Source organism: Microbacterium testaceum (assembly GCF_029761935.1).
Taxonomy (GTDB): domain Bacteria; phylum Actinomycetota; class Actinomycetes; order Actinomycetales; family Microbacteriaceae; genus Microbacterium; species Microbacterium testaceum_A.
Map to the genome: position 1 here is coordinate 619,633 of NZ_CP121699.1, position 24,360 is coordinate 643,992.

Below are 24,360 nucleotides of genomic sequence, written 5' to 3' on the forward strand. Positions count from 1 at the left end.
GGCCGCCGCACCCTGGGGAGGATCACGTGAGCGAGCGTCGTGTGGCGCGCGTGCAGCTCGAGTCGCCCGTCCCGCAGCTCGATCGGCTGTTCGACTACGCCGTTCCGCACCCGCTCGTCGCCGACATCGCACCCGGCGTGCGGGTCAAGGTGCCGTTGCGTTCGGCCGGTCGCATGATGGACGCCTTCGTCATCGAGGTCGTGCCCGATGACGGCACCGAACGTCCGCTGTCGGCGGTCGAGGCGGTCGTCTCTCCCATGCCCGTGCTGCCCGAACGCCTCTACGCCCTCGCGCGCCGCGTCGCTGATCGGGCCGCGGGGTCGGTGAGCGACGTGCTGCGCCTGGCGGTCCCCAAACGCATGGTGCGCGCCGAGAAGGCCTGGGCCGCGGCCCCCGCGCCCACGGCGCACGAGGTCGTCCCGGCGGCGTCCGAACGGGCCGCCGCCCTGCTCGCCCCCTACGCGGGTCTCGCGGCCGCTCTCGACGCGGGGGAGCGGATCGCCCTCGACGCCCCTCCCCACCCGCATCCCGAGCTCCCACGCGGTGCGTGGGCCGATCTTCTCGCCGCCGCCGCCGTGCACACCCTCTCCCGCGGGCGCAGCGCCGTCCTCGTGGTTCCCGACTACCGCGACCAGGCACAGCTCCTCGCCGCACTGGGCGAGCTCGTGAGCCCGGATGCCATCGTGCGCGACGACTCCGACCAGTCCGGTCCCGCACGCTACGCCCAGTACCTGCGCACCCTCGCGCCGGTGCCCTGCATCGTCGTCGGACGCCGATCGGGTGTTTACGCGCCCGCACACGACACCGGTCTCGTCGCGATCTGGGACGACGGCGACACCCTGCTGGCCGAGCCCCTCGCCCCGGGCGTGCACGCGCGCGACGCCGCGCTCGTGCGCCAAGAGATCGAGGGCTCCGCCCTGCTCTTCGCGGGACACACGCGGACGACCGACGTGCAGCGCCTGGTCGACGTCGGGTACGTCCGCGACATTCCGCAGACGCGGCGGCCGAGCCCCCGTGTGGTCCTGAGCGCCACACGCGAGGGCGAGCAGCGGCAGTCGCGCGTGCCCTCGTCGGCGTTCGCCGCCGCGCGCGAGGCGTTGCAGAGCGGTCCCGTCCTGGTGCAGGTCGCCCGCCCGGGGTACGCTCCCTCGCTCGTGTGCGCCGACTGCCGTCGACCCGCGCGCTGCCCGCACTGCGCCGGTCCCCTTCGGGCGGCCCGTCCCGGCGCGACGCCTGTCTGCGCCTGGTGCGGTCGTAGCGCCCACGCCTGGGCCTGCGGTCACTGCTCGTCGACCAAACTGCGCATGGCGTCGTCGGGAAGCGAGCGCACGGCCGACGAGCTCGGTCGCGCCTTCCCGAACACGCGCGTGATCGTCGCCGACGGCGCCCATCCCGTCGCCGAGGTCGACGGCGTCCCCGCGCTCGTAATCGCCACCCGGGGCGCCGAACCCCTCGCCCGGGGCGGATACCGCGCCGTCATCCTGCTCGACGGCGACCGGATGCTGCAGAACGAGGCCCTCCGCATCGGCGAGCACTGCTTGCGCTGGTGGTCGAACGCCGCCGCCCTGGCGGCCCCGGGCGCCCCGGTTCACCTCGTGGGCGTCGCAGGTCCCGTCGCGCGCGCTCTGGCGACCTGGACCCAGCCGGCCTACGCCCGTGCCGAACTCGTCGATCGCGCGCCCCTCCGAATGCCCCCGGCGGTGCGCGTCGCCAGCGTCGACGGACACGCCCGGAGCGTCGATGTCCTGCTGGAGTCATTGCGGGACAGCGTCCTGGATCTCGACCCGATGGCGATCCTCGGCCCCGTCGACACGTCGACGGACCCCGACACGTCCACCTCGCGCGCCCTGGTGCGCTTCGACTACGCGCACGGTCGCGCCGTGGCCGAGGCCCTGCGCGCCGGGGTCATCGCCGACGCCCTGCGCGCGCGCAAGTCGCGCAAGGATCGCGGCCCCAGGCCGCGCAGTACGCTCAGAGTCCGCCTCGACATCCCCGAGCCCGACCTGTGACCGGGTCACGCACCCGTCCGCTTCCCCGAGTCTGAGGAGACCCATGCGCCTCGTCTTCGCCGGCACACCCGCCGTCGCCGTCCCGTCGCTCCGCGCTCTGGCGGCAGGTCCGCACGAGATCACCGCCGTCATCACCCGAAGCGACGCACCCCTGGGACGCAAGCGCCTACTGACCCCCTCGCCGATTGCACAGGTCGCCGAAGAGCTCGGCATCCCGGTCCTCAAGGCCGACCGTCTCGACGCCGAGGTGACCGCCCGCATCGCGGAACTCGAGCCCGACCTCGGGGTGATCGTCGCGTACGGCGGACTCGTGCGCGAGCCGCTGCTGTCGACGCCCGCGCACGGCTGGATCAATCTGCACTTCTCGCTCCTCCCGCGCTGGCGCGGTGCGGCTCCCGTGCAGCGCGCGCTCATGGCGGGCGATGCGGTCACGGGCGCGAGCGTGTTCCAGCTCGTCGCCGCGCTCGACGCCGGAGACGTGTTCGCCGAGGAGCGCTACGAGGTGCCCGCCGGGGCGACCTCGGCCACGGTGCTCGACGACCTCGCCGAGATCGGCGCTCCGCTGCTGGCCGGCGTGGTCGACGGCATCGCCGACGGCTCGGCGGTCGCGACCCCGCAGCAGGGCGAGCCGACCCTCGCCCCCAAGCTGACCCTCGACGACGGTGCCCTCGACCTGACCCGGGATGCCGAGACCCTCCTGCACCAGATCGCCGGGGTCACGCCCGAACCCGGCGCGCACACCACCTTCGACGGAGCGCGCTTCAAGGTGCTGCGCGCCGCCCCCTCCGATGCGCCGCCGGTGCCGCCGGGCCGGGTCGCGGCATCTGGAAAAGATGTCGTCGTCGGCACGGGGACCACGCCGCTGCGCCTCGACACCGTGCAACCCGCCGGAAAGGGAGCGATGAACGCGAGCGACTGGTTCCGAGGCCTGCGCACCGACGAGCCGGAGCTCGGATCATGACCGTGCAGGGAGCCCGTGCCGTGGCCTACGAGGTGCTGCGCGCCGTCTCAGCAGACGAGGCCTACGCCAACCTGCTGCTGCCGCACGCGATCGGCCGACAGAAGCTGGATGCCAAGGACGCCGGGCTCGCGACCGAGCTGACGTACGGCACCCTTCGCCGCCGGGGCACCTACGACGCCATCATCGCCGCGGCCGCCGACCGCACGGTCGACCGCATCGACCCGGCCGTCCTCGACGCCCTCCGCCTGGGCGTGCACCAGTTGCTGTCGACCCGCGTCGCCTCGCACGCCGCGGTGAACGAGTCCGTCGAGCTCGCGCGGCGGCACGGTGGGGGCCGAGGGGCCGCCGGCTTCGCCAACGCGGTGCTCCGCCGCGTCTCACGCGACAATCCGGGGCAGTGGATGCAGACCATCTCGGCCGCCGCGCGCAGCGACGACGAGCGCATCGGGCTCACCACCTCGCACCCGGTGTGGATCGTGCGGGCCCTGCGCCGCGCCCTCACCGCCGAGGGGCGCGCCGACGAACTCGAGGGGCTGCTCGAGGCCGACAACGTCGCCCCGCGCGTCGCGATGATCGCCCTGCCGGGCCTCGCCGAGGTGCCCGACGACGCGACACCCGGCACGTACGCCCCGACCGCCTTCACCACCCGCGGGGGAGACCCCGAGGGGCTCATCCGTTCGTCCGGCGGCACGATCCGCGTGCAGGACGAAGGGTCGCAGCTCGCCGCCCTCACCCTCAGCCGCGCCCTTCCGGTGCGCGAGGGCGAGCGCTGGCTCGACCTGTGCGCGGGCCCCGGCGGCAAGACCGCGCTGCTCGCCGCCGAAGCCCTCGCCCACGGGGCGACGCTCGACGCCAACGAGATCACCCCGGCTCGAGCGGGGCTGGTTCGCCAGGCCGTGGCATCCGTGCCCCTCGAGGTCGAGGTGAGCGAAGAGGACGGGCGCGAGCGCGCGGCCCGGATGCCGGGGGAGTACGACCGCATCCTCGTCGACGCGCCGTGCACCGGCATCGGCGCCCTGCGGCGCCGCCCCGAAGCGCGTTGGCGCAAGACGCCGGCCGACGTGCCCGACCTGACCGCCCTGCAGCAGGAGCTCGTGCTCGCGGCCTTCGAGGCGCTGAAGCCCGGGGGAGTCGTGGCCTATGTCACGTGCTCGCCGCACCTGGCCGAGACCTCGGGCGTGCTGGCCGAGGTCAAGCGCGCACTCGGCCACGCGGCCGAAGAACTCGACGCCCGCGCGGTGGTCCGAGCGATCGCGGACGACGAGATCGACCTGCCCGATCAGGCCGACGGGTCGCTGCGCGCCCAGCTGTGGCCGCACCGCCACGGCACCGACGCGATGTCGATCGCCCTGCTGCGCAAGCGCTGACCCATCCCTGGCGTGAGTCGCCAAGGATTGTCGCTTCCGAGCGGCGCGAAGCGACAATTCCTGGCGACTCACGCGTTCGGCGAAGGCGCCCATAATGGTCGGGTGCCTACCGACGCCCCGCGCATCAACCCGAGCATCCTCGCCGCCGACTTCGTGAACATGGAGGCCGAGCTCGCGCGCATCGCCGGCGCCGACTTCGTGCACGTCGACGTGATGGACAACCACTTCGTGCCGAACCTCACGTTCGGACCGCAGATGGTGGGCCGCATCCAAGAGACCAGCCCCGTGCCGCTCGACGTGCACCTGATGATCGACGACCCCGACCGGTGGGCTCCGGCGTACGCCGAGCTGGGTGCGGCATCGGTCACCTTCCACCTCGAGGCCGCGGCCTCACCCGTCGCCCTCGCCCGGCAGCTGCGCTCGATCGGCGCCCGCGCCGGGGTGGCCGTCAAGCCCGGGACGCCGGTCGAGAACCTCTTCGATTCGCTGAACGAGTTCGACCAGATCCTCATCATGACCGTCGAGCCGGGCTTCGGGGGGCAGTCGTTCATGCCCGAGACCATGCCGAAGCTCCGCTCGCTCGCCGACGAGGCGAAGCGCCGGGGATCGAGCGTCTGGTTGCAGGTCGACGGCGGCATCGGCGAATCGACGATCGCCCAGGCCGCCGAGGCCGGGGCCGACACGTTCGTCGCGGGGTCCGCGGTGTTCGGCGCCGACGACCCCGACCGTGCGATCCAGTCGCTGCGCGCCTCGGCCGCCCGCCACCGCCACTGACGGCGCGGCGCGGCAGCGCCCGCCCCGCCGGCGCCCGCCCCGCGATAAACGCCACGGCGAGCGAGACACAGCGGCTCGCGGTGTGTCTCACTCGAGCCGGCGTTTATCGGCGAGTTCGCCCACCGCGCGCGCCGAACCCCCGCACCGCCGAACCCCCACCCCGCCCGCACACCCCGCGGACAGCCCCACCCCCGCCGACCCGATACCCTGGAACCGTGAAAACTTTCGACGACCTGTTCGCGGAACTCAGCGCCAAGGCCGTCGAGCGACCCGCCGGCTCCGGCACCGTCGCTCAGCTGGATGCCGGCGTGCACGCTATCGGCAAGAAGATCGTCGAAGAGGCCGCCGAGGTGTGGATGGCCGCCGAGTACGAGTCCGACGAGGCCGCGGCCGAAGAGATCTCGCAGCTGCTCTACCACCTGCAGACGCTCATGCTCGCGAAGGGCCTGTCGCTTCAGGACGTCTACCGACATCTCTGAGCCGTGCTCGTCCACCTTCAGCTCACACAACACGAAAGCCCCCGTCATGCTGCGAATCGCCGTGCCGAACAAGGGGTCGCTCGCCGAGACCGCCGCCGAGATGCTCTCGGAGGCCGGGTACACCGGACGTCGCGACTCGAAAGACCTGTACACCGTCGACCCCGTGAACGAGGTCGAGTTCTTCTACCTCCGTCCCCGTGACATCGCGACCTACGTCGGCTCGGGTGCGCTCGACGTCGGCATCACGGGCCGTGACCTGCTGCTCGACGCCCGCATGCCGGGTGCCCGCGAGGTCGAGTCGCTCGGTTTCGCCGGTTCCACGTTCCGCTTCGCCGGTCGCCCCGGCCGCTTCACCGACGTGCAAGACCTTCAGGGGCTCCGCGTCGCGACGGCCTACCCGGGCCTGGTCGACGCTTTCCTCGACGAGCGCGGCATCGCCGTCGACATCGTCCCGCTCGACGGGGCGGTCGAATCGGCCGTGCAGCTCGGAGTGGCGGATGCCGTGGCCGACGTCGTCTCGACCGGAACCACGCTGCGCCAGGCCGGGCTCGAGATCTTCGGGCCGGTCCTGCTCGAGTCCGACGCCGTGCTGATCGCGGGTCCTCAGGAGGCCGAGGGCACCGAGACGCTGCTGCGCCGCCTGCGCGGCGTGCTCGCCGCGCGCACCTACGTGCTGATCGATTACGACCTGCCCGCTCACCTGATCGAGCAGGCCGTCGCCGTGGCCCCGGGCCTGGAGTCGCCCACGATCTCGCCGCTGCGCGACCCCGAGTGGGTCGCCGTGCGGGTCATGAGCCCGCGCCGCGACGTCAACCAGGTGATGGACGCCCTCTACGCGATCGGCGCGCGCGCGATCCTCGTCACCGAGATCCTCGCCGCGAGGCTTTGATGACCCTCGCGCGTCGCGTCATCCCCTGCCTCGACGTCGCCGCGGGCCGCGTCGTCAAGGGCGTCAACTTCCTCGACCTGCGCGACATGGGCGATCCGGTCGAGCTCGCGAAGCTCTACTTCGAGCAAGGGGCCGACGAGGTCACCTTCCTCGACGTGACGGCGACGGTCGACGAGCGCTCCACGACCTACGACGTCGTGCGCCGCACGGCCGAGCAGGTTTTCATCCCGCTCACCGTCGGCGGGGGAGTGCGCTCGAGCGACGACGTCGCGCGCCTGCTCGCGGTCGGTGCCGACAAGATCGGCGTCAACTCGGCCGCGATCGCCCGACCGGCGCTGATCGACGAGATCGCCGACCGCTTCGGCGCGCAGGTGATCGTGCTCTCGCTCGACGTCAAGCGGGCGGCATCCACCCCCTCGGGCTTCATCGTGACGACCCACGGCGGCCGCACCGAGACGACCCTCGACGCCCTCGAATGGGCGCGCGAAGCGGTCGAGCGCGGAGCCGGCGAACTGCTGGTCAACTCGATCGACGCCGACGGCACGAAGCAGGGCTTCGACCTCGAGCTCGTCCACCTGATGCGTCAGGTCGCCGCGGTCCCCGTGATCGCCTCGGGCGGTGCGGGCGCTCTCGAACACTTCGCCCCGGCCGTGCAGGCCGGCGCCGACGCCGTGCTCGCGGCATCCGTGTTCCACTCCGGCCAGCTCACCGTGGGACAGGTCAAAGACGCCATGGCAGCCGTTGGGATCGAGGTGCGCCGATGAGCGTCGACCGTGTGAAGTACGACGCCGACGGTCTCGTGGCCGCGGTCATCCAGCAGTTCGACTCGCGCGAGGTGCTGATGGTCGGATGGATGGATGCCGAGGCCCTCAACCGCACGCTCACCACGGGCCGCGTGACGTTCTGGTCGCGTTCGCGTCAGGAGTACTGGCGCAAGGGCGACACCTCCGGCCACATCCAGCTGGTCAAGGGAGCGCGCTTGGACTGCGACGGCGACACCCTGCTGATCGAGGTCGACCAGATCGGCGCCGCGTGCCACACGGGCGATCACACCTGCTTCGACGCCGATGACCTGCACCCGGTCGTGGGGGAGCGCTGATGCGTCGCGCCCGCTCCTCGGCGGTCCTCGCGATGCTCCTCGCCGGAGCGGTCGGGGTCATCGCCTCGACCCAGACGTGGATCGACGTCACCCTCGACGACGGCGCGCAGCAGACGCTGGCCGTCCCGGGCGCCGAGGCGCTTCCGGTGCTCACTCCGTTGAGCCTCGCGGCCCTGGCCCTGGGCGCCGCCCTCTCGATCGTCGGTCCGGTGCTGCGCTACGTCTTCGGCGCGCTGGGCGTGCTCATCGCAGCGTTCGTGGGCTTCGGGACCGTTCAGATCCTGTTCTCGACTCCCGTCTCGGCGACGGCGGCGACCGTCACCGACGCGACGGGCATCTCGGGAACGGATGCCGTGGCCTCGCTCGTCTCGGGCCTGTCCCTGACCCCATGGCCGGCGGTGACGCTCATCGCGCAGGTGGTGCTGTTCGCGGCATCCCTCTTCACTCTCGTCACCGCTCGCCGTTGGGCATCTGGGGCGAGCCGCAAGTACCGCACGGCCGAAGAGGCACGCACCGCCACGGGTCGCCCGCACGACGCGATCGACTCGTGGGACGACCTCTCGCGCGGCGACGACCCCACCGCCTGAGCGAACACGGGCGCGGCTCGGCGCTCCGGCCGACCGCCCATCGCCCCTCGAGAAACGCTCCTTCTGTCGAGACACAGCGCGACACCGCGTGTCTCGGTACGAATGGCGTTTCTCGGCGATGGCGTGCGGCGACGACCACACCGCCTGAGCGGACCTCGCGACATCGAGACGTCGGCGCCGGGAGCGCACCCCCGCTTCGGTAGACTGAACGGACGCTTTCCCCCGCGCTCGCGCGCGACTGTAAGGAGCCCCATGAGCAACCCCATCGGCGACCCCGGCCACGGACACTCGCCCGCCGCCTGGACGGCCGTGATCATCATGCTCGTCGCGTTCACGCTCGGCACGCTGTTCTTCTGGCTCGACATGCCCGTCATGGTGTGGGCCTCGGTGGGTCTGCTCGTCGTCGGCGCCATCGTCGGCTGGGCCATGACCAAGGCCGGCTACGGCGCGAACGGCGCGAAGTCCAACCCGAAGGCCCACTGATGGCGCTGGCCGATCTCACGGCCGGAGCGGTAGAGGACGCCGAGGAGCGCGCGCAGTCGCGACCCCTCGCCGAGGTCGAACGCGATGCTCTCGCGCAGACGCCGGCGCGCGACGCGCTGGCGATGCTCGCCCCCGCCGACCGCGTGAAGATCATCGCCGAGGTCAAGCGCGCGAGCCCGTCTCGCGGAGACCTCGCGGCGATCCCCGACCCCGCCCGGCAGGCGCGCCTGTACGAAGAGGGCGGTGCGTCCGCGATCTCCGTGCTCACCGAGCGCCGCAAGTTCAAGGGCAGCCTCGCCGACCTCGAAGCCGTTCGTTCGGCCGTGAGCGTCCCGGTGCTGCGCAAGGACTTCATCGCGACGCCCTATCAGGTGCTCGAGGCCCGCGCCTCGGGGGCCGACCTCGTGCTGCTGATCGTCGCGGCCCTCGACCAGAAGACGCTCACCGAACTCTACGGTCTCGTCACCGACCTGGGCATGACCGCCCTCGTCGAGACGCACTCGGCCGACGAGCTCGAGCGTGCGTCGCAGCTGGGCGCGAAGCTCATCGGTGTGAACGCCCGCAACCTCTCGACCTTCGAGCTCGACCGCGACCTGTTCGGTTCGCTGGTCGAGCGTTTCCCCGCGGATGCCGTGAAGATCGCCGAATCGGCCGTCCTCGCCCCCGCCGATGTGGCGCACTACCGCGCGGCGGGTGCCGACGTCGTGCTCGTGGGCGAGGCCCTCGTCACCGGCGACCCCGTCGCCACGCTCCGCGCGTTCCTCCAGGAGACGTCATGACCACCGCTCCCACCCAGAACCTGCGCGATCAGAAGGGGCCGTTCTTCGGCGACTTCGGCGGGCGTTTCATGCCCGAATCGCTCATCGCCGCGATCGACGAACTCACCGCGGTCTACGAGTCGGCGATGGCCGACCCCGCGTTCCACACCGAGCTGCGCGCACTGCTTCACGACTACGCGGGCCGCCCCTCGGTGCTCACCGAGGTGCCGCGCTTCGCCGAGCACGCCGGAGGCGCGCGCGTCTTCCTCAAGCGCGAAGACCTCAACCACACCGGCTCGCACAAGATCAACAACGTGCTGGGCCAGGCACTGCTGACCAAGCGCCTCGGCAAGACGCGCGTGATCGCCGAGACCGGTGCCGGTCAGCACGGCGTCGCCACCGCGACCGCCGCGGCCCTGTTCGGCCTCGAGTGCGTCGTCTACATGGGCGAGGTCGACACCGAGCGTCAGGCCCTCAACGTGGCCCGCATGCGCCTCCTCGGCGCCGAGGTGATCCCCGTCACGACCGGCTCGCGAACCCTGAAGGACGCGATCAACGAGGCCTACCGCGACTGGGTCGCCTCGGTCGAGACGACCAACTACATCTTCGGCACCGCCGCGGGCCCGCACCCGTTCCCGGCGATGGTGCGCGACTTCCAGAAGATCATCGGCGAAGAGACGCGCGCCGAGTTCCTCGAGCGCCTCGGCCGCCTCCCCGACGCCGTGTTCGCGTGCGTCGGCGGCGGCTCCAACGCAATCGGCATGTTTGACGCGTTCCTCGACGACGAGGGCGTGGCCCTCTACGGCGTCGAGGCGGCTGGTGACGGCGTCGACACTCCCAAGCACGCGGCCTCGATCGAGCGGGGTCGCCCCGGCGTCCTGCACGGCGCGCGCACCTACGTGCTGCAGGACGAAGACGGCCAGACCACCGAGTCGCACTCGATCTCGGCCGGCCTCGATTACCCGGGCGTCGGTCCCGAGCACGCGTGGCTCGCCGACATCGGCCGTGCGCAGTACATCCCGGCCACCGACGACGAGGCGATGCAGGCCCTGCGTCTGCTCTCGCGCACCGAGGGCATCATCCCGGCGATCGAGTCGGCCCACGCCCTCGCCGGAGCCCTGCGCATCGGTCGCGAGTTGGGTCCGGATGCCGTGATCGCCATCAACCTCTCGGGTCGCGGCGATAAGGACATGGACACCGCGGCGCGCTACTTCGACCTCTACGACGCCGAGCACGCACCCGAGGGCCCCGAGGGCGCCCCGCAGACGCGGGCGGCCGAGACCGTGGCATCCGCCCCCGGATCGCCCGTCGACGTGACCCCGGCTCCGGATGCCGCGAGCGGCGCGGGAGTCGAGCTGTGACCTCCCGCGTTTCAGCGGCCATCGACGCCGCCCACGCCGAGGGCCGTGGCGCCTTCGTCGGCTACCTCCCCGCCGGTTTCCCCGACGTCGCCACGAGCATCGAGGCGGCCGTCGCGCTGGCCGAGGCCGGAGCCGACGTCATCGAGCTCGGCCCGCCCTACAGCGACCCGGTGATGGACGGTCTGGTCATCCAAGAGGCGACGCAGACGGCGCTCGCGAACGGGTTCCGCATGCGCGACCTGTTCACGATCATCCGCGAGGTCACCGCGCGCACCGACGTGCCGATCCTCGTCATGACGTACTGGAACCTCGTCGAGCAGTACGGCGTCGACCGCTACGCCGACGAGCTCGTCGCCGCGGGCGGTGCGGGCCTCATCACGCCCGATGTGACCCCGGATGCCGCGGCCCAGTGGATCGAGACGAGCACGCGCACCGGCCTCGACCGGGTGTTCCTCGCCGCCCCCACCTCGTCGGACGACCGGTTGAAGATGATCGTCGAGGCCTCCACAGGCTTCGTGTACACCGTCTCGACCATGGGCATCACGGGGGAGCGCGCTTCGCTCGACGCCGCCGCGCGAAGCCTGGTCGAGCGTCTGCGGTCCTTCGGCGCCGAGCACGCGTGCGTGGGTATCGGCATCTCGAACGCCGAGCAGGTGGCCGGAGTCGCGGAGTACGCCGACGGAGCGATCGTGGGGACGGCGCTGGTCAAGGCGCTCCGCGACGGCGGCGTCGAGGGTCTGTCGTCCCTCGCACGGGAGCTGTCGGCGGGCACCGCGCAGCGCGCCTAGACTCGATCCCATGACGTTCGCCCTCTCGAGCGCCGCCTCCGGCGTGCTCGCCAGCATCCCGAGCCCGACCATCTCGTACGTCGACCTCGGTCCGCTCCGCATCCACTTCTATGCCCTGTGCATCGTCGCGGGCATCATCGTCGCGATCTTCCTCACGAACGCGCGCCTGACGCGTCGAGGCGCCGAGAAGTGGGTCGTCATCGACATCTGCCTGCTGGCGGTCCCGCTCGCGATCATCGTGGCCCGGATCTACCACGTGGCCACCCACGCGGGCTTCTACTTCGGTCCCGGCTCGAACCCGTGGAACATCACCCAGCCCGGATCGGTGTGGGCCATCTGGGAGGGCGGCATCGCCATCTACGGTGCCCTCATCGGCGGCGCGATCGGCGCCATCCTCGGGTGCAAGTGGACCGGCATCCGCTTCTGGACCTTCGCCGACGCGCTGGCGCCCGGCCTCATCATCGCCCAGGCCATGGGGCGCTTCGGCAACTGGTTCAATCAGGAGCTCTTCGGTCAGCCCACCGACCTGCCGTGGGGCCTCGAGATCGCTGCGGGAAACCCCGCCATTCCGGTCGGTCTGCCCACCGGCACGCTCTTCCACCCCACCTTCGCGTACGAGGTCATCTGGAACCTCCTGGGTGCCGCTGTCATCCTGTACGTCGGCAAGCGCTTCACCCTGCAGTGGGGCAAGCAGTTCGCGATCTACCTCGTCTGGTACTCCGCCGGTCGCATCGTGTGGGAGTCGATCCGCGTCGACCCGAGCGACATCATCCTGGGGCTGCGCACGAACGTGTGGGCCGCCATCTTCGGCGTGATCCTCGGCATCGTGATCTTCATCGTGCAGTCGCGCCGTCACCACGGCTACGAGCCCTCGCCGTACGTGCCCGGGCGCGAGTCGAAGGCTTCGGGGGCTGTAGACTCAGGCGACCCCTCTGACTTCGTCGACGTGAGCGAGCCGCCCGCGACGAGCGACACCGTCGGCACCGGCGCCACAAGCAGCCCCGCCACGAACTAACTCTCTGGGCCGACGTCGTCCCATTCGAAGCATCAACGTGAGGACGGTTGATATGGCTTCCAGCCTGCGTTCCGACACCGTCGGAGGCGCATTCCCCGCCCGCCAGGGAATGTACGACCCGTCGTTCGAGAAAGACGCCTGTGGCCTCGCCATGGTCGCCACTCTCCGCGGCGAAGCCGGACACGACATCATCGATCTGGCGCTGACAGCGCTGCGCAACCTCGAGCACCGCGGTGCCATCGGGTCCGACGCGGGCACCGGTGACGGCGCCGGCATCCTGACCCAGATGCCCGACGCCTTCCTGCGTGCCGTGGTCGACTTCGACCTGCCGCCGGTGGGGGAGTACGCCGCGGGGATGATCTTCCTGCCGCTCGGTCACGACGAGCGTGCCGCGATGAAGGCGGGGATCGAAGAGATCGCGCGTCACGAGAACCTCGAGGTCCTCGGCTGGCGCGAGGTGCCGGTCGAGCCCGAGAACCTGGGCAAGCTGGCCTTCGAGGCGCGTCCCGCCTTCGAGCAGCTCTTCGTGTCGCGCCCGGCCACCGGCGACGAGCCGGCGCTGTCCGGCATCGCTCTCGACCGCCGTGTGTACCGCCTGCGCAAGCGTGCCCGTCACGAACTCGAGGCGTACTTCGTGTCGCTGTCGAGCCGGACGCTCGGCTACAAGGGCATGGTCACGACGCTGCAGCTCGAGCCGTTCTACCCCGACCTGCAGGACGAGCGCTTCGCCTCGGAGCTCGCGGTCGTGCACTCGCGCTACTCGACCAACACCTTCCCGTCGTGGCCGCTCGCGCAGCCGCTGCGCATGCTGGCGCACAACGGCGAGATCAACACGGTCAAGGGCAACCGCAACTGGATGCGCGCGCGTCAGTCACAGCTCGAGTCCGAGCTGATCGGCGACGTCCGCCCGCTGCTTCCGATCTGCACCGAGGGCGCCAGCGACTCGGCATCCTTCGACGAGGTCCTCGAACTGCTGACCCTCACGGGCCGCAGCCTGCCTCACGCGATCATGATGATGGTCCCCGAGGCATACGAGAAGCAGGCGACGATCGACCCCGCCCTGCGCGCCTTCTACGACTTCCACTCCATGCAGATGGAGCCGTGGGACGGCCCCGCCGCCCTGATCTTCACCGACGGCACACTGGTCGGCGCGACCCTCGACCGCAACGGGCTCCGCCCGGGCCGCTGGACCGAGACCACCGACGGCCTCGTCGTCATCGGCTCCGAGACGGGCGTCCTCGACTTCGCACCCGAGCGCATCAAGCGCCGCGGCCGGCTGCAGCCCGGTCGCATGTTCCTCGTCGACACGGCCCAGCGCCGCATCGTCGAGGACAAGGAGATCAAGTCAGACCTCGCCGCGCTCCACCCCTGGGGCGAGTGGGTCGACAAGGGCCGCGTCAAGCTCAGCGAGCTCCCCGAGCGCGAGCACATCGTGCACCCGATCGCCTCGATCACCCGGCGCCAGCGCACCTTCGGCTACACCGAAGAAGAGGTGCGCATGCTGCTCACGCCCATGGGCCAGGGCGGCACCGAACCGCTCGGCGCCATGGGCAGCGACGCACCCGTCGCCGTGCTCAGCGACCGTCCGCGCCTGCTCTTCGACTACTTCTCGCAGCAGTTCGCCCAGGTCACCAACCCGCCGCTCGACTCGATCCGCGAAGAGGTCGTCACCTCGCTCTCGCTGGGCCTCGGCCCCGAGCGCAACCTCCTCGACTGGGGACCCGAGCACACCCGCACGGTGACGCTCGACTTCCCCGTCATCGACAACGACGAGCTCGCGAAGATCCAGCACATCGACACCGCCCTGCCCGGGCGCTCGTCGGTGACGATCCGCGGCCTGTACCGCGTCGAGGCCGGGCACAAGGGCCTGCAGAAGCGCCTCACGCAGATGTGCACCGAGGTCGACCAGGCCATCGAGGACGGCGCCGAGTTCATCGTGCTCAGCGACCGCGACTCGAACAAGGACCTGGCTCCCATCCCGTCGCTGCTCATGCTCGCGGCCGTGCACCACCACCTCATCCGCAAAGAGACCCGCATGAAGGTCGGGCTCGTGGTCGAGGCCGGCGATGTGCGCGAGGTGCACCACGTGGCGACCCTCATCGGTTACGGCGCTTCGGCGGTCAACCCGTACCTGGCAATGGAGACCGTCGAGTACCTCGTGCGCGCCGGCTTCATCACCAACATCACGCCCGAGAAGGCCGTCAAGAACCTGATCTACGCGCTCGGCAAGGGCGTGCTCAAGATCATGTCGAAGATGGGCATCTCGACCGTGTCGTCGTACGCCGGCGCCCAGGTGTTCGAGGCCGTGGGCCTGTCGCGCGACTTCATCGACGCGTACTTCACCGGCACCGAGACCAAGCTCGGCGGTGTGGGCCTCGACGTCATCGCGGCCGAGAACGCCGCGCGCCACGAGTACGCCTACCCGCAGGATGCGGCGGCCCGTGCGCACGAGCGCCTGTGGACCGGCGGCGAATACCAGTGGCGCCGCGACGGTGCCCCGCACCTGTTCAACCCCGACACGGTGTTCCGCCTCCAGCACGCCACGCGCGAGCGTCGGTACGACATCTTCCGCGAGTACACGCAGTTGATCGACGACCAGGCGCACGAGCTGAAGACGCTCCGCGGTCTGTTCGGCCTGCGCACGGGAACGCGACCCGCCGTCCCGATCGACGAGGTCGAGCCCGTCTCGGCGATCGTCAAGCGCTTCTCAACCGGTGCAATGAGCTACGGCTCGATCTCGAAAGAGGCGCACGAGGTGCTCGCCGTCGCGATGAACCGCATCGGCGGCAAGTCCAACACCGGTGAGGGCGGAGAAGACGTCGACCGTCTGCTCGACCCCGAGCGTCGCAGTGCCATCAAGCAGGTGGCATCCGGTCGCTTCGGTGTGACGAGCCTGTACCTGACCAAGGCCGACGACATCCAGATCAAGCTCGCGCAGGGCGCCAAGCCCGGCGAAGGCGGTCAGCTGCCGCCGACCAAGGTGTACCCGTGGGTGGCGCGCACGCGGCACGCGACCGCGGGCGTCGGACTCATCTCGCCGCCGCCGCACCACGACATCTACTCGATCGAAGACCTCAAGCAGCTCATCTTCGACCTCAAGCGCGCCAACCCCTCGGCCCGCATCCACACCAAGCTGGTCAGCCAGTCGGGTATCGGTGCGGTCGCCGCGGGTGTCGCCAAGGCGCTGAGCGACGTCATCCTGGTCTCGGGCCAGGACGGCGGCACGGGTGCGAGCCCGATGAACTCGCTCAAGCACGCCGGCACCCCGTGGGAGCTGGGCCTGGCCGAGACGCAGCAGACGCTCATGCTCAACGGCATGCGCGACCGCGTGGTCGTGCAGGTCGACGGTCAGATGAAGACCGGTCGCGACGTCGTCATCGGCGCCCTCCTGGGTGCCGAGGAGTTCGGCTTCGCCACCGCTCCGCTCGTGGTCTCGGGCTGCATCATGATGCGCGTGTGCCACCTCGACACCTGCCCCGTGGGCGTCGCGACGCAGAACCCCGTGCTGCGCGAGCGCTTCACCGGCAAGGCCGAGTACGTCATCAACTTCATGGAGTTCATCGCGCAGGAGGTGCGCGAGTACCTCGCCGCCCTCGGCTACCGCTCGATCGACGAGATCGTCGGACGCGCGGAGCTGCTCGATGCCAACGAGGCGATCCAGCACTGGAAGGCCCGGGGCCTCAACCTCGCGCCCATCCTCGAAGGACCCCGCTTCGCCGAGGACGAGCCGCGCCGCCACGCGCGCGACCAGGATCACGAGCTCGAGGATCACTTCGACGTGCAGCTCATCGAGCGCGCGCAGGACGTCATCGCGCACGGGGGTCAGCTCACGATCGAGCTCCCGATCCGCAACACCGCGCGCGCCGTGGGGACCATGCTCGGCCACCACGTCACCAAGGCGCGGGGCGAGCACGGTCTGCCCGAGAACTCGATCGACGTGCGTCTGACCGGATCGGCCGGGCAGTCGTTCGGCGCGTTCATGCCGGCCGGCATCACGCTGCGCCTCGAGGGCGACTCCAACGACTACGTCGGCAAGGGCCTGTCGGGCGGCACGATCGTCGTGCGTCCGCCGCGCGGCTCGAGCTTCGCGGCGTCCGAGAACGTCATCGCCGGAAACGTCATCGGCTACGGCGCCACGCAGGGGCAGATGTTCCTCAACGGCGTCGTGGGCGAGCGATTCCTGGTGCGCAACTCCGGAGCGACGGCGGTCGTCGAGGGCGTGGGCGACCACGCGCTCGAGTACATGACCGGTGGTCTCGCCGTGATCCTCGGCGCCACTGGCCGCAACCTCGGCGCCGGCATGTCGGGCGGTCAGGCCTACGTCTACAAGCTCGACCGCGATCTCGTGAACCGCGAGGCCATGGCATCCGGTGAGCTCGAACTCGGTGCCCTCGGATCGGGGGATGCCGAGATCCTCCGCGACCTGCTCGAAAAGCACGTCGCAGAAACCGATTCCACCCTCGCCCGTCGTCTGCTGGACGACTTCGAGACCGAGGTGGACAACTTCGTCCGGGTGCTGCCGCGCGACTACGCCGCCGTGCTGCAGACCCGCCAGGAGGCGGTCACCGAGGGGCTCGACCCCGACGGCGACGTCGTCTGGAAGCGCATTCTGGAGGTGACGGGTGGCTGACCCGAAGGGCTTTCTCAAGGTCACGGAGCGCGAGCTCCCCAAGCGCCGGCCGGTGCCGGTGCGCATCATGGACTGGAAAGAGGTGTACGAGCCGGGTGATTCGGCCGTCATCAAGCGCCAGGCCGGTCGCTGCATGGACTGCGGCATCCCGTTCTGCCACAAGGGCTGCCCGCTAGGGAACCTGATCCCCGAGTGGAACGACCTCACGTGGCGCGGCGAGGGCCGCGCGGCCATCGAGCGCCTGCACGCGACGAACAACTTCCCGGAGTTCACCGGTCGCCTGTGCCCCGCGCCCTGCGAGAGCTCGTGCGTGCTCGGGATCAACCAGCCGGCCGTCACGATCAAGCAGGTCGAGGTCTCGATCATCGACGAGGCCTTCGGCAACGGCTGGGTCGAGCCCGAGCCGCCGGAGCGCCTCACGGGCAAGACCGTCGCCGTCGTCGGCTCCGGCCCCGCCGGCCTCGCCGCCGCCCAGCAGCTCACGCGCGCGGGCCACACGGTCGCGGTCTTCGAGCGCGACGACCGCATCGGCGGGCTGCTGCGCTACGGCATCCCCGACTTCAAGATGGAGAAGCGCCACCTCGAGCTGCGCCTGAGGCAGATGCAGGCCGAGGGCACGCGGTTCCGCGCCGGCGTCGAGATCGGCAAGGACGTCTCGTGGAGCGACCTCCGGGCGCGCTATGACGCCGTCGTGGTGGCCACCGGTTCGACGGTGCCGCGCGACCTCGCCATCCCCGGCCGCGACCTCGACGGCGTGCACTACGCCATGGAGTACCTCATCGAGGGCAACAAGGCCGTCGCCGGCGACCAGGTGCCGCACCAGATCACCGCCGAGGGCAAGCACGTCGTCGTCATCGGTGGTGGCGACACCGGAGCCGACTGCATCGGCACCGCCCACCGCCAGGGTGCGCTGAGCGTGACCAACCTCGCGATCGGCAAGCAGCCCCCGTCGGAGCGTCCGGCCGAGCAGCCGTGGCCGATGATGCCGAACCTGTTCGAGATGGCATCCGCTCACGAGGAGGGCGGGGAGCGCACGTTCCTCGCCTCGACCGTGGAGTTCCTCGGCAACGCCGCGGGAGAGGTCCGCGCCCTGCGCGTCGCCGAGACCGAGTACGTCGACGGCCGCCGCGTCCCCAAGAGCGGCACCGAGCGCGAGATCCCGGCCGACCTGGTCCTCATCGCGATGGGCTTCACGGGCCCCGAGCGCGAGCACCTCGAGAGCCAGCTCGGCACGCAGTTCACGAACCGCGGAAACGTGGAGCGCGACGCGACCTACGCCACCACCACCCCGGGGGTGTTCGTCGCCGGAGATGCCGGTCGCGGACAGTCCCTCATCGTGTGGGCCATCGCCGAAGGCCGCGCGGCCGCCGCCGAGGTCGACACGTTCCTCATGGGCGAGACGGTGCTGCCCGCGCCGGTGCGCCCGACCGATGTCGCCATCGGCCTCCTGCCCGCCTAAGCTGGCAAGGGCCGATCGGCCACTTCCCGAAAATTTCACGGAGCTTGAAACCGGATGAGACGCGCCAAGATCGTCGCAACACTCGGGCCCGCCACGTCGTCGTATGAGATGGTTCGCGCCATCATCGACGCCGGTGTGGATGTCGCCCGCCTCAACCTGAGCCACGGAGATTACTCCGTGCACGACGCCAACTTCGCCAACGTGCGCAAGGCGGCAGAAGACGCCGGACGCCCGGTCGCGGCCCTCGTCGACCTGCAGGGCCCGAAGATCCGCCTCGGCAAGTTCGAGAACGGTCCCCACGACCTGCTGCCCGGTGACATCTTCAAGATCACCATCGACGACATCCTCGGCACCAAAGAGATCGTCGGCACGACCTTCAAGGGTCTGCCCCAGGACGTCCGCCCCGGCGACTTCCTGCTGATCGACGACGGCAAGGTCCGCGTCGAGGTCGTCGAGACCGACGGCACCGTCGTGACCACCAAGGTCATCGTCGGCGGCCCGGTCTCGAACAACAAGGGCATCAACCTGCCCGGCGTGGCCGTGAACGTCCCCGCACTGAGCGAGAAGGACGAGGCGGACCTCCGCTGGGGCCTGAACGCCGGCGCCGACCTCATCGCCCTGTCGTTCGTCCGCGACGCCAAGGACATCGAGCGCGTGCACGAGATCATGGCCGAAGAGGGGCGCTACGTGCCCGTCATCGCCAAGATCGAGAAACCGCAGGCGGTCGACAACCTCGAGGAGATCATCGACGCCTTCGACGGCATCATGGTCGCCCGCGGCGACCTCGGTGTCGAGCTGCCCCTCGAGGCCGTCCCGATCGTGCAGAAGCGCGCCGTCGAACTCGCCCGCCGCATGGCCAAGCCCGTCATCGTCGCGACGCAGATGCTCGAGTCGATGATCAACAGCCCGGTCCCCACGCGCGCCGAAACCAGCGACGTCGCCAACGCCGTCCTCGACGGTGCGGACGCGGTCATGCTCTCGGGCGAGACCAGCGTCGGCGACTACCCGGTCGTGGTCGTCGAGACCATGGCGCGCATCGTCGCGTCCACCGAGGAGCACGGTCTCGAGCGCATCGCGCCGCTGACCAACAAGCCCCGCACGCAGGGTGGCGCCATCACGCTCGCCGCCGTCGAGGTGGCCGACTTCGTCGAGGCGAAGTTCCTCTGCGTGTTCACCGAGTCGGGTGACTCGGCGCGCCGCATGTCGCGTCTGCGTTCGACCATCCCCATGATCGCGTTCACGCCCGAGCCCGGCATCCGCCGTCGCCTCGCGCTGACGTGGGGCGTGCGCTCCACGCTGGTGGAGCACGTGTCGCACACCGACAAGATGTTTCTGCAGGTCGACGACTACCTGCTCTCGCACAAGCTGGCCGAGGTGGGGGACAAGGTCGTCGTGATCTCCGGTTCCCCTCCCGGAATCGCGGGCTCGACGAACGACCTGCGCGTCCACCGCGTGGGCGACGCCGTGCACGGCGCAGCGCCCGTCTACAAAGAGGTCTGAGCCTCGAAGACGCGCGCCGGGTCCGCCCGGCGCGCGTCTTCGCGTTCCCACCCCGGTCTCACCGCCGGTAAGTTGGGAGGGCAACACCTGCCGGTGTGGCGGAATGGCAGACGCGGGGCACTCAAAATGCTCTGTCGAAAGACGTGTGGGTTCGAGTCCCACCACCGGTACCCGTGACAGCACCCGAGTGATGGGGGCTGCGATCCGGGGCTTCTGGCCCCCGCAGACTTAGGATGGTTCCGTGACTGATCAAGAAGCCGTTCCGGCCAGCGCTCCGGCCGCTCCCCGACGCGTCGTCGTCGCGGAAGACGAGTCGCTCATCCGCCTCGACATCGTCGAGATCCTCCGCGACAACGGCTTCGACGTCGTCGGCGAGGCCGGCGACGGTGAGACCGCCGTCCAGCTCGCGACCGAGCTGCGCCCCGATCTGGTGATCATGGACGTCAAGATGCCGCAGCTCGACGGCATCAGCGCCGCCGAGAAGCTCAGTAAGAACCACATCGCCCCGGTCGTGCTGCTCACCGCCTTCAGCCAGAAGGAGCTCGTCGAGCGGGCCAGCGAGGCCGGCGCTCTGGCGTACGTGGTCAAGCCCTTCACCCCCAACGACCTGCTCCCCGCGATCGAGATCGCCCTCGCCCGCTACGAGCAGATCATCACGCTCGAGGCCGAGGTCGCCGACATGGTCGAGCGCTTCGAGACCCGCAAGCTCGTCGACCGGGCCAAGGGCCTGCTCAACGAGAAGATGGGTCTGAGCGAGCCCGAGGCCTTCCGCTGGATCCAGAAGGCGTCGATGGACCGCCGCCTCACCATGCAGGACGTCGCCAAGGCGATCATCGAGCAGCTCGCCCCCAAGAAGGGCTGAGCGAGACCTCTTCGAGAAATGGATGCCACTGAGGTGGCATCCATTTCTCGTTTCCGCCGCGAGAGTCGGGGCGGTCAGCGCGCGGGGGCGTCCTTGATCATGTTCGTGATCCGGATCGTCGAGCACCGACGACCCTGTTCGTCGGACACCGCGATCTCGTGCACCGTGAGCGAGCGGCCGAGGTGGATCGGGGTGCACACACCCGTGACGATGCCCGACGTGGCCGAGCGGGTGTGCGTGGCGTTGATATCGATGCCGACCGCGAGCTTGCCCGACCCCGCGTAGAGGTTCGCCGCCATCGAGCCCAGCGACTCGCCGAGGACGACGTACGCACCGCCGTGAAGCAGGCCGACCGGCTGGGTGTTGCCCTCGACCGGCATGGTCGCGACGCTGCGCTCCACCGAGAACTCGACCCACTCGATGCCCATCTTCTCGGCGAGGGCGCCCATGCCGCGCTCCTTCGCCCAGTCGAGGCCGGGGGACGTTTCGGGAGTCGTGGAGCTCATCATCGCCTTCGTCGATCGGGCCGGGGCCGGGGGACTGTCCGTGGTTCTCGTTACGCTGGAGGGGTGACGGATGCCGAAAAGCCTACTCTCCTCGTCGTCGACGGCCATTCGCTGGCGTATCGGGCGTTCTACGCCCTGCCGGTCGACAACTTCTCGACCAAGGACGGCCAGCACACCAACGGCATCTACGGGTTCCTGTCGATGTTCGTGAACCTCGTGAAGGCCGAGAAACCCACGCATCTCGCCGTGGCGTTCGACACCTCGCGGCAGTCGTTCCGGACGCGCGAGTACGCCGAGTACAAGGCCAACCGCAGCGAGTCTCCCGCCGAGTTCAAGGGGCAGATCCCGCTGCTGCAGGACTGCCTGCGCGCGATGGGCGTGCCGGTGCTGGCGAAAGAGGACTTCGAGGCCGATGACATCCTCGCCACGCTCGCGACGCAGGGCGAGCAGCAGGGCTTCGAGGTGCTCGTCTGCTCGGGCGATCGCGACACCATCCAGCTCGTCACCGACGACGTCACGCTGCTCTACCCGAACGTCCAGGGCGTCTCGCAGCTCAAGCGCTACGACACCGCCGCCGTGATCGAGAAGTACGGCCTGCCGCCCGCGCAGTATCCCGAGATCGCCGCCCTCGTCGGCGAGACGAGCGACAACCTGCCGGGCGTGCCGAAGGTGGGCGAGAAGACCGCGGTCAAGTGGCTCACCCAGTGGGGCTCCCTCGATGCGCTGCTCGACAACGCCGACAAGATCACCGGCGTGGTGGGCGGCAACCTCCGCGAGCACATCGACGGCGTGCGCCGCAACCGCGCGCTCAACCGCCTGCTGCGCGACGTCGAGCTGCCCGTCGGCCCCGGCGACCTCAAGATGCACCCGCTCGATGCGCAGGCCGTTCGCGACATCTTCGCGCGCCTCGAGTTCCGCACCCTGTTGCCGCGCGTGTTCGACGCCCTCGGCGGAGACGCCGGCATCGTCGAAGAGCAGCGCCCCACCGCCACCGCTCCGACGCCCTCGCGGCTCGACGCCACGGCCTTGGCCGCATGGACGGCCGCAGCGACCGGCGAGGTCGGGGTCACCGTCACACTGGCCGGCGGCGCGCCCACCGCGATCGGACTCGCCTCGGGCGACACCGCGGTCGAAGCCGAGTGGTCGCCGGCGGTGCGCGACGCGCTGGCCGAGTGGCTGGCATCCGACGCTCCCAAGGTCTTCGCCGACGCGAAGCCGCAGATCAAGGCGCTCGCTCGCGAGGGTGTGGCCGTCGGCGGCGTGGCGTTCGACGTGATCCTCGCCGGGTGGCTCGTGCGCCCGAGCTTCCCTGACAAGACGCTCGGCGATCTCGTGGAGCGCATGCTCGACGAGAAGCTGCCGGTCGCCGATCCGACCCAGTTGGTTCCCGAGACCGAGGGCGCGACCTCGAGCCAGCTGTCGTGGTTCACGCGCCGCGTCGCCGAGGCGCAGCGCGCCGATATGCCCGAGTCGGTCGCGAGCTTGCTCGACGACATCGAGCTGCCGACCCTCACCGCCTTGGCCGACATGGAGCTCGCGGGTGTCGCGGTGTCGCACGAGAAGCTCTCGAGCTTCTCAGCCGAGCTCGGGGCCCGCGCCGATGCCCTCGCCCGCGACGCCTACGCCGCGATCGGTCACGAGGTGAATCTCGGTTCGCCCAAGCAGCTGCAGGAGGTCCTGTTCGACGAGCTGCAGCTGCCGAAGACCCGCAAGACCAAGAGTGGGTACACGACGGATGCCGCGGCCCTCGCCGACCTGCAAGAGAGCGCCGACCACCCGTTCCTCGACCTGCTGCTGCGCCACCGCGAGGCCACGAAGCTGAAGCAGATCATCGACGCGCTCGACACCGCCACCGGGGCTGACGGTCGCATTCACACGACCTACGTGCAGACCGGCAGCCAGACGGGGCGCCTGTCGAGCACCGACCCGAACCTGCAGAACATCCCGATCCGCACCGAAGAGAGCCGTCGCATCCGCGCAGCGTTCGTGGTGGGCGAGGGCTACGAGACGCTCCTGACCGCCGACTACTCGCAGATCGAGATGCGCATCATGGCGCACCTGTCGGGCGACCCCGGGCTCATCGAGGCCTTCAACTCGGGTGAAGACCTGCACCGCTTCGTCGGCGCACGAGTCTTCGGCGTCGAGCCCGCCGAGGTCACCCCGGCCATGCGCACGAAGGTCAAGGCGATGTCGTACGGCCTGGTCTACGGCCTGTCGGCGTTCGGCCTGTCGAAGCAGTTGCGCATCGAGCAGTCCGAGGCCAAGAAGCTCATGCTCGAGTACTTCGCCCGCTTCGGAGCGGTGCGCGACTACCTGCGCGGGTCGGTCGAGCAGGCCCGCCAAGACGGTTACACCGAGACGATCTTCGGGCGTCGTCGGCCGTTCCCCGACCTCACGAGCATGAACCGCGTGCTGCGCGAGAACGCCGAGCGCGCCGCGCTCAATGCGCCGATTCAGGGCAGCGCCGCCGACATCATGAAGGTCGCGCTGTTCCACATTGAGCGCGACCTCGCCGACGCCGAGCTGCGCTCGCGCGTGCTACTGCAGATCCACGATGAGCTCGTCGTCGAGGTCGCGGCGGGGGAGTGGGATGACGTCGAGAAGATCGTGCGCGCGCGCATGGCCGACGCCGCCGACCTGTCGGTTCCGCTCGACGTGCAGATCGGCCGCGGCGGCGACTGGGACGAGGCCGGGCACTAGCACCCGCGTCGCCGCGGCCCGACACGAAGCCCGGAGCGCGGCATCCGGAACCGCCGACGAGGCGGTGGCCGAGTGCGCGCCGTCGGGCCGGGGCGCGGCATCCCGAACCACCCGTTGGGGGGCGTGCGCGGGC

Annotated in this window: 20 protein-coding genes and 1 tRNA gene; 20 read left to right on the forward strand and 1 reads right to left on the reverse strand. The window is 70.3% G+C overall.

Annotation, left to right across the window (positions count from 1 at the left end; all coding sequences use genetic code 11):
- Nucleotides 1–26 precede the first annotated feature (26 nt).
- The 19 genes from QBE02_RS02995 (at nt 27) to QBE02_RS03085 (ending at nt 21,021) form a co-directional block, all read left to right on the forward strand.
- Entirely contained in the window at nt 27–2,009 is a 1,983-nt protein-coding gene (locus tag QBE02_RS02995) for a primosomal protein N' (RefSeq protein WP_279367070.1), read from the forward strand.
- Between the two features lie 43 nt (nt 2,010–2,052).
- On the forward strand, nt 2,053–2,970 hold the full coding sequence (gene fmt / locus QBE02_RS03000) for a methionyl-tRNA formyltransferase (protein ID WP_279367071.1): 918 nt from the start codon (nt 2,053–2,055) through the stop codon (nt 2,968–2,970).
- Complete coding sequence (locus QBE02_RS03005; RefSeq protein WP_279367072.1) at nt 2,967–4,337, forward strand: RsmB/NOP family class I SAM-dependent RNA methyltransferase; 1,371 nt, start codon at nt 2,967–2,969, stop codon at nt 4,335–4,337. The genes fmt and QBE02_RS03005 overlap by 4 nt, the downstream gene beginning before the upstream one ends.
- Before the next feature lie 102 nt (nt 4,338–4,439).
- Nucleotides 4,440–5,111, forward strand: a complete 672-nt coding sequence (gene rpe / locus QBE02_RS03010) for a ribulose-phosphate 3-epimerase (protein WP_279367073.1) — start codon at nt 4,440–4,442, stop codon at nt 5,109–5,111.
- Between the two features lie 215 nt (nt 5,112–5,326).
- Complete coding sequence (locus tag QBE02_RS03015) at nt 5,327–5,590, forward strand: phosphoribosyl-ATP diphosphatase (protein ID WP_056231808.1); 264 nt, start codon at nt 5,327–5,329, stop codon at nt 5,588–5,590.
- A 46-nt stretch (nt 5,591–5,636) separates the two neighbouring features.
- Nucleotides 5,637–6,479 carry an ATP phosphoribosyltransferase gene (gene hisG / locus QBE02_RS03020; protein WP_279367074.1) on the forward strand — a complete coding sequence of 281 codons (843 nt, stop codon included), beginning with the start codon at nt 5,637–5,639 and terminating at the stop codon, nt 6,477–6,479.
- Complete coding sequence (gene hisF / locus QBE02_RS03025; protein WP_279367075.1) at nt 6,479–7,243, forward strand: imidazole glycerol phosphate synthase subunit HisF; 765 nt, start codon at nt 6,479–6,481, stop codon at nt 7,241–7,243. The genes hisG and hisF overlap by 1 nt, the downstream gene beginning before the upstream one ends.
- On the forward strand, nt 7,240–7,578 hold the full coding sequence (gene hisI / locus QBE02_RS03030) for a phosphoribosyl-AMP cyclohydrolase (protein WP_056231816.1): 339 nt from the start codon (nt 7,240–7,242) through the stop codon (nt 7,576–7,578). Before hisF ends, hisI begins: the two co-directional genes overlap by 4 nt.
- Nucleotides 7,578–8,165 (forward strand): Trp biosynthesis-associated membrane protein, encoded by a 588-nt coding sequence (locus tag QBE02_RS03035; protein ID WP_279367076.1) that lies wholly within the window; start codon nt 7,578–7,580, stop codon nt 8,163–8,165. The genes hisI and QBE02_RS03035 overlap by 1 nt, the downstream gene beginning before the upstream one ends.
- A 252-nt stretch (nt 8,166–8,417) precedes the next feature.
- Complete coding sequence (locus QBE02_RS03040; RefSeq protein ID WP_056231824.1) at nt 8,418–8,648, forward strand: DUF6704 family protein; 231 nt, start codon at nt 8,418–8,420, stop codon at nt 8,646–8,648.
- Entirely contained in the window at nt 8,648–9,427 is a 780-nt protein-coding gene (gene trpC, locus QBE02_RS03045; protein WP_279367077.1) for an indole-3-glycerol phosphate synthase TrpC, read from the forward strand. The genes QBE02_RS03040 and trpC overlap by 1 nt, the downstream gene beginning before the upstream one ends.
- A complete protein-coding gene (trpB, locus tag QBE02_RS03050) occupies nt 9,424–10,767 on the forward strand; it encodes a tryptophan synthase subunit beta (protein ID WP_056231830.1) in 1,344 nt (447 codons plus the stop codon). The genes trpC and trpB overlap by 4 nt, the downstream gene beginning before the upstream one ends.
- Entirely contained in the window at nt 10,764–11,555 is a 792-nt protein-coding gene (gene trpA, locus QBE02_RS03055; protein ID WP_279367078.1) for a tryptophan synthase subunit alpha, read from the forward strand. The genes trpB and trpA overlap by 4 nt, the downstream gene beginning before the upstream one ends.
- A 10-nt stretch (nt 11,556–11,565) precedes the next feature.
- Complete coding sequence (gene lgt, locus QBE02_RS03060) at nt 11,566–12,570, forward strand: prolipoprotein diacylglyceryl transferase (protein ID WP_279367079.1); 1,005 nt, start codon at nt 11,566–11,568, stop codon at nt 12,568–12,570.
- A 52-nt stretch (nt 12,571–12,622) separates the two neighbouring features.
- Nucleotides 12,623–17,200, forward strand: coding sequence for a glutamate synthase large subunit (gltB, locus tag QBE02_RS03065; protein ID WP_279367080.1), 4,578 nt, complete (start codon nt 12,623–12,625; stop codon nt 17,198–17,200).
- Nucleotides 17,193–18,659 carry a glutamate synthase subunit beta gene (locus tag QBE02_RS03070; RefSeq protein WP_056231843.1) on the forward strand — a complete coding sequence of 489 codons (1,467 nt, stop codon included), beginning with the start codon at nt 17,193–17,195 and terminating at the stop codon, nt 18,657–18,659. The genes gltB and QBE02_RS03070 overlap by 8 nt, the downstream gene beginning before the upstream one ends.
- Before the next feature lie 54 nt (nt 18,660–18,713).
- Nucleotides 18,714–20,159, forward strand: a complete 1,446-nt coding sequence (gene pyk / locus QBE02_RS03075; RefSeq protein ID WP_279367081.1) for a pyruvate kinase — start codon at nt 18,714–18,716, stop codon at nt 20,157–20,159.
- An 89-nt stretch (nt 20,160–20,248) separates the two neighbouring features.
- Nucleotides 20,249–20,329: transfer RNA gene (locus QBE02_RS03080), tRNA-Leu, on the forward strand.
- A gap of 71 nt (nt 20,330–20,400) precedes the next feature.
- Entirely contained in the window at nt 20,401–21,021 is a 621-nt protein-coding gene (locus QBE02_RS03085) for an ANTAR domain-containing response regulator (protein ID WP_056231849.1), read from the forward strand.
- 74 nt (nt 21,022–21,095) lie between these two features.
- Here QBE02_RS03085 and QBE02_RS03090 read toward each other — a convergent pair whose 3' ends face one another.
- On the reverse strand, nt 21,096–21,527 hold the full coding sequence (locus QBE02_RS03090) for a hotdog fold thioesterase (protein WP_279367082.1): 432 nt from the start codon (nt 21,525–21,527) through the stop codon (nt 21,096–21,098).
- Nucleotides 21,528–21,590: 63 nt separating this feature from the next.
- Here QBE02_RS03090 and polA point away from each other — a divergent pair, with 63 nt between their 5' ends.
- Entirely contained in the window at nt 21,591–24,227 is a 2,637-nt protein-coding gene (gene polA / locus QBE02_RS03095) for a DNA polymerase I (RefSeq protein ID WP_279367083.1), read from the forward strand.
- Nucleotides 24,228–24,360: the final 133 nt, after the last annotated feature.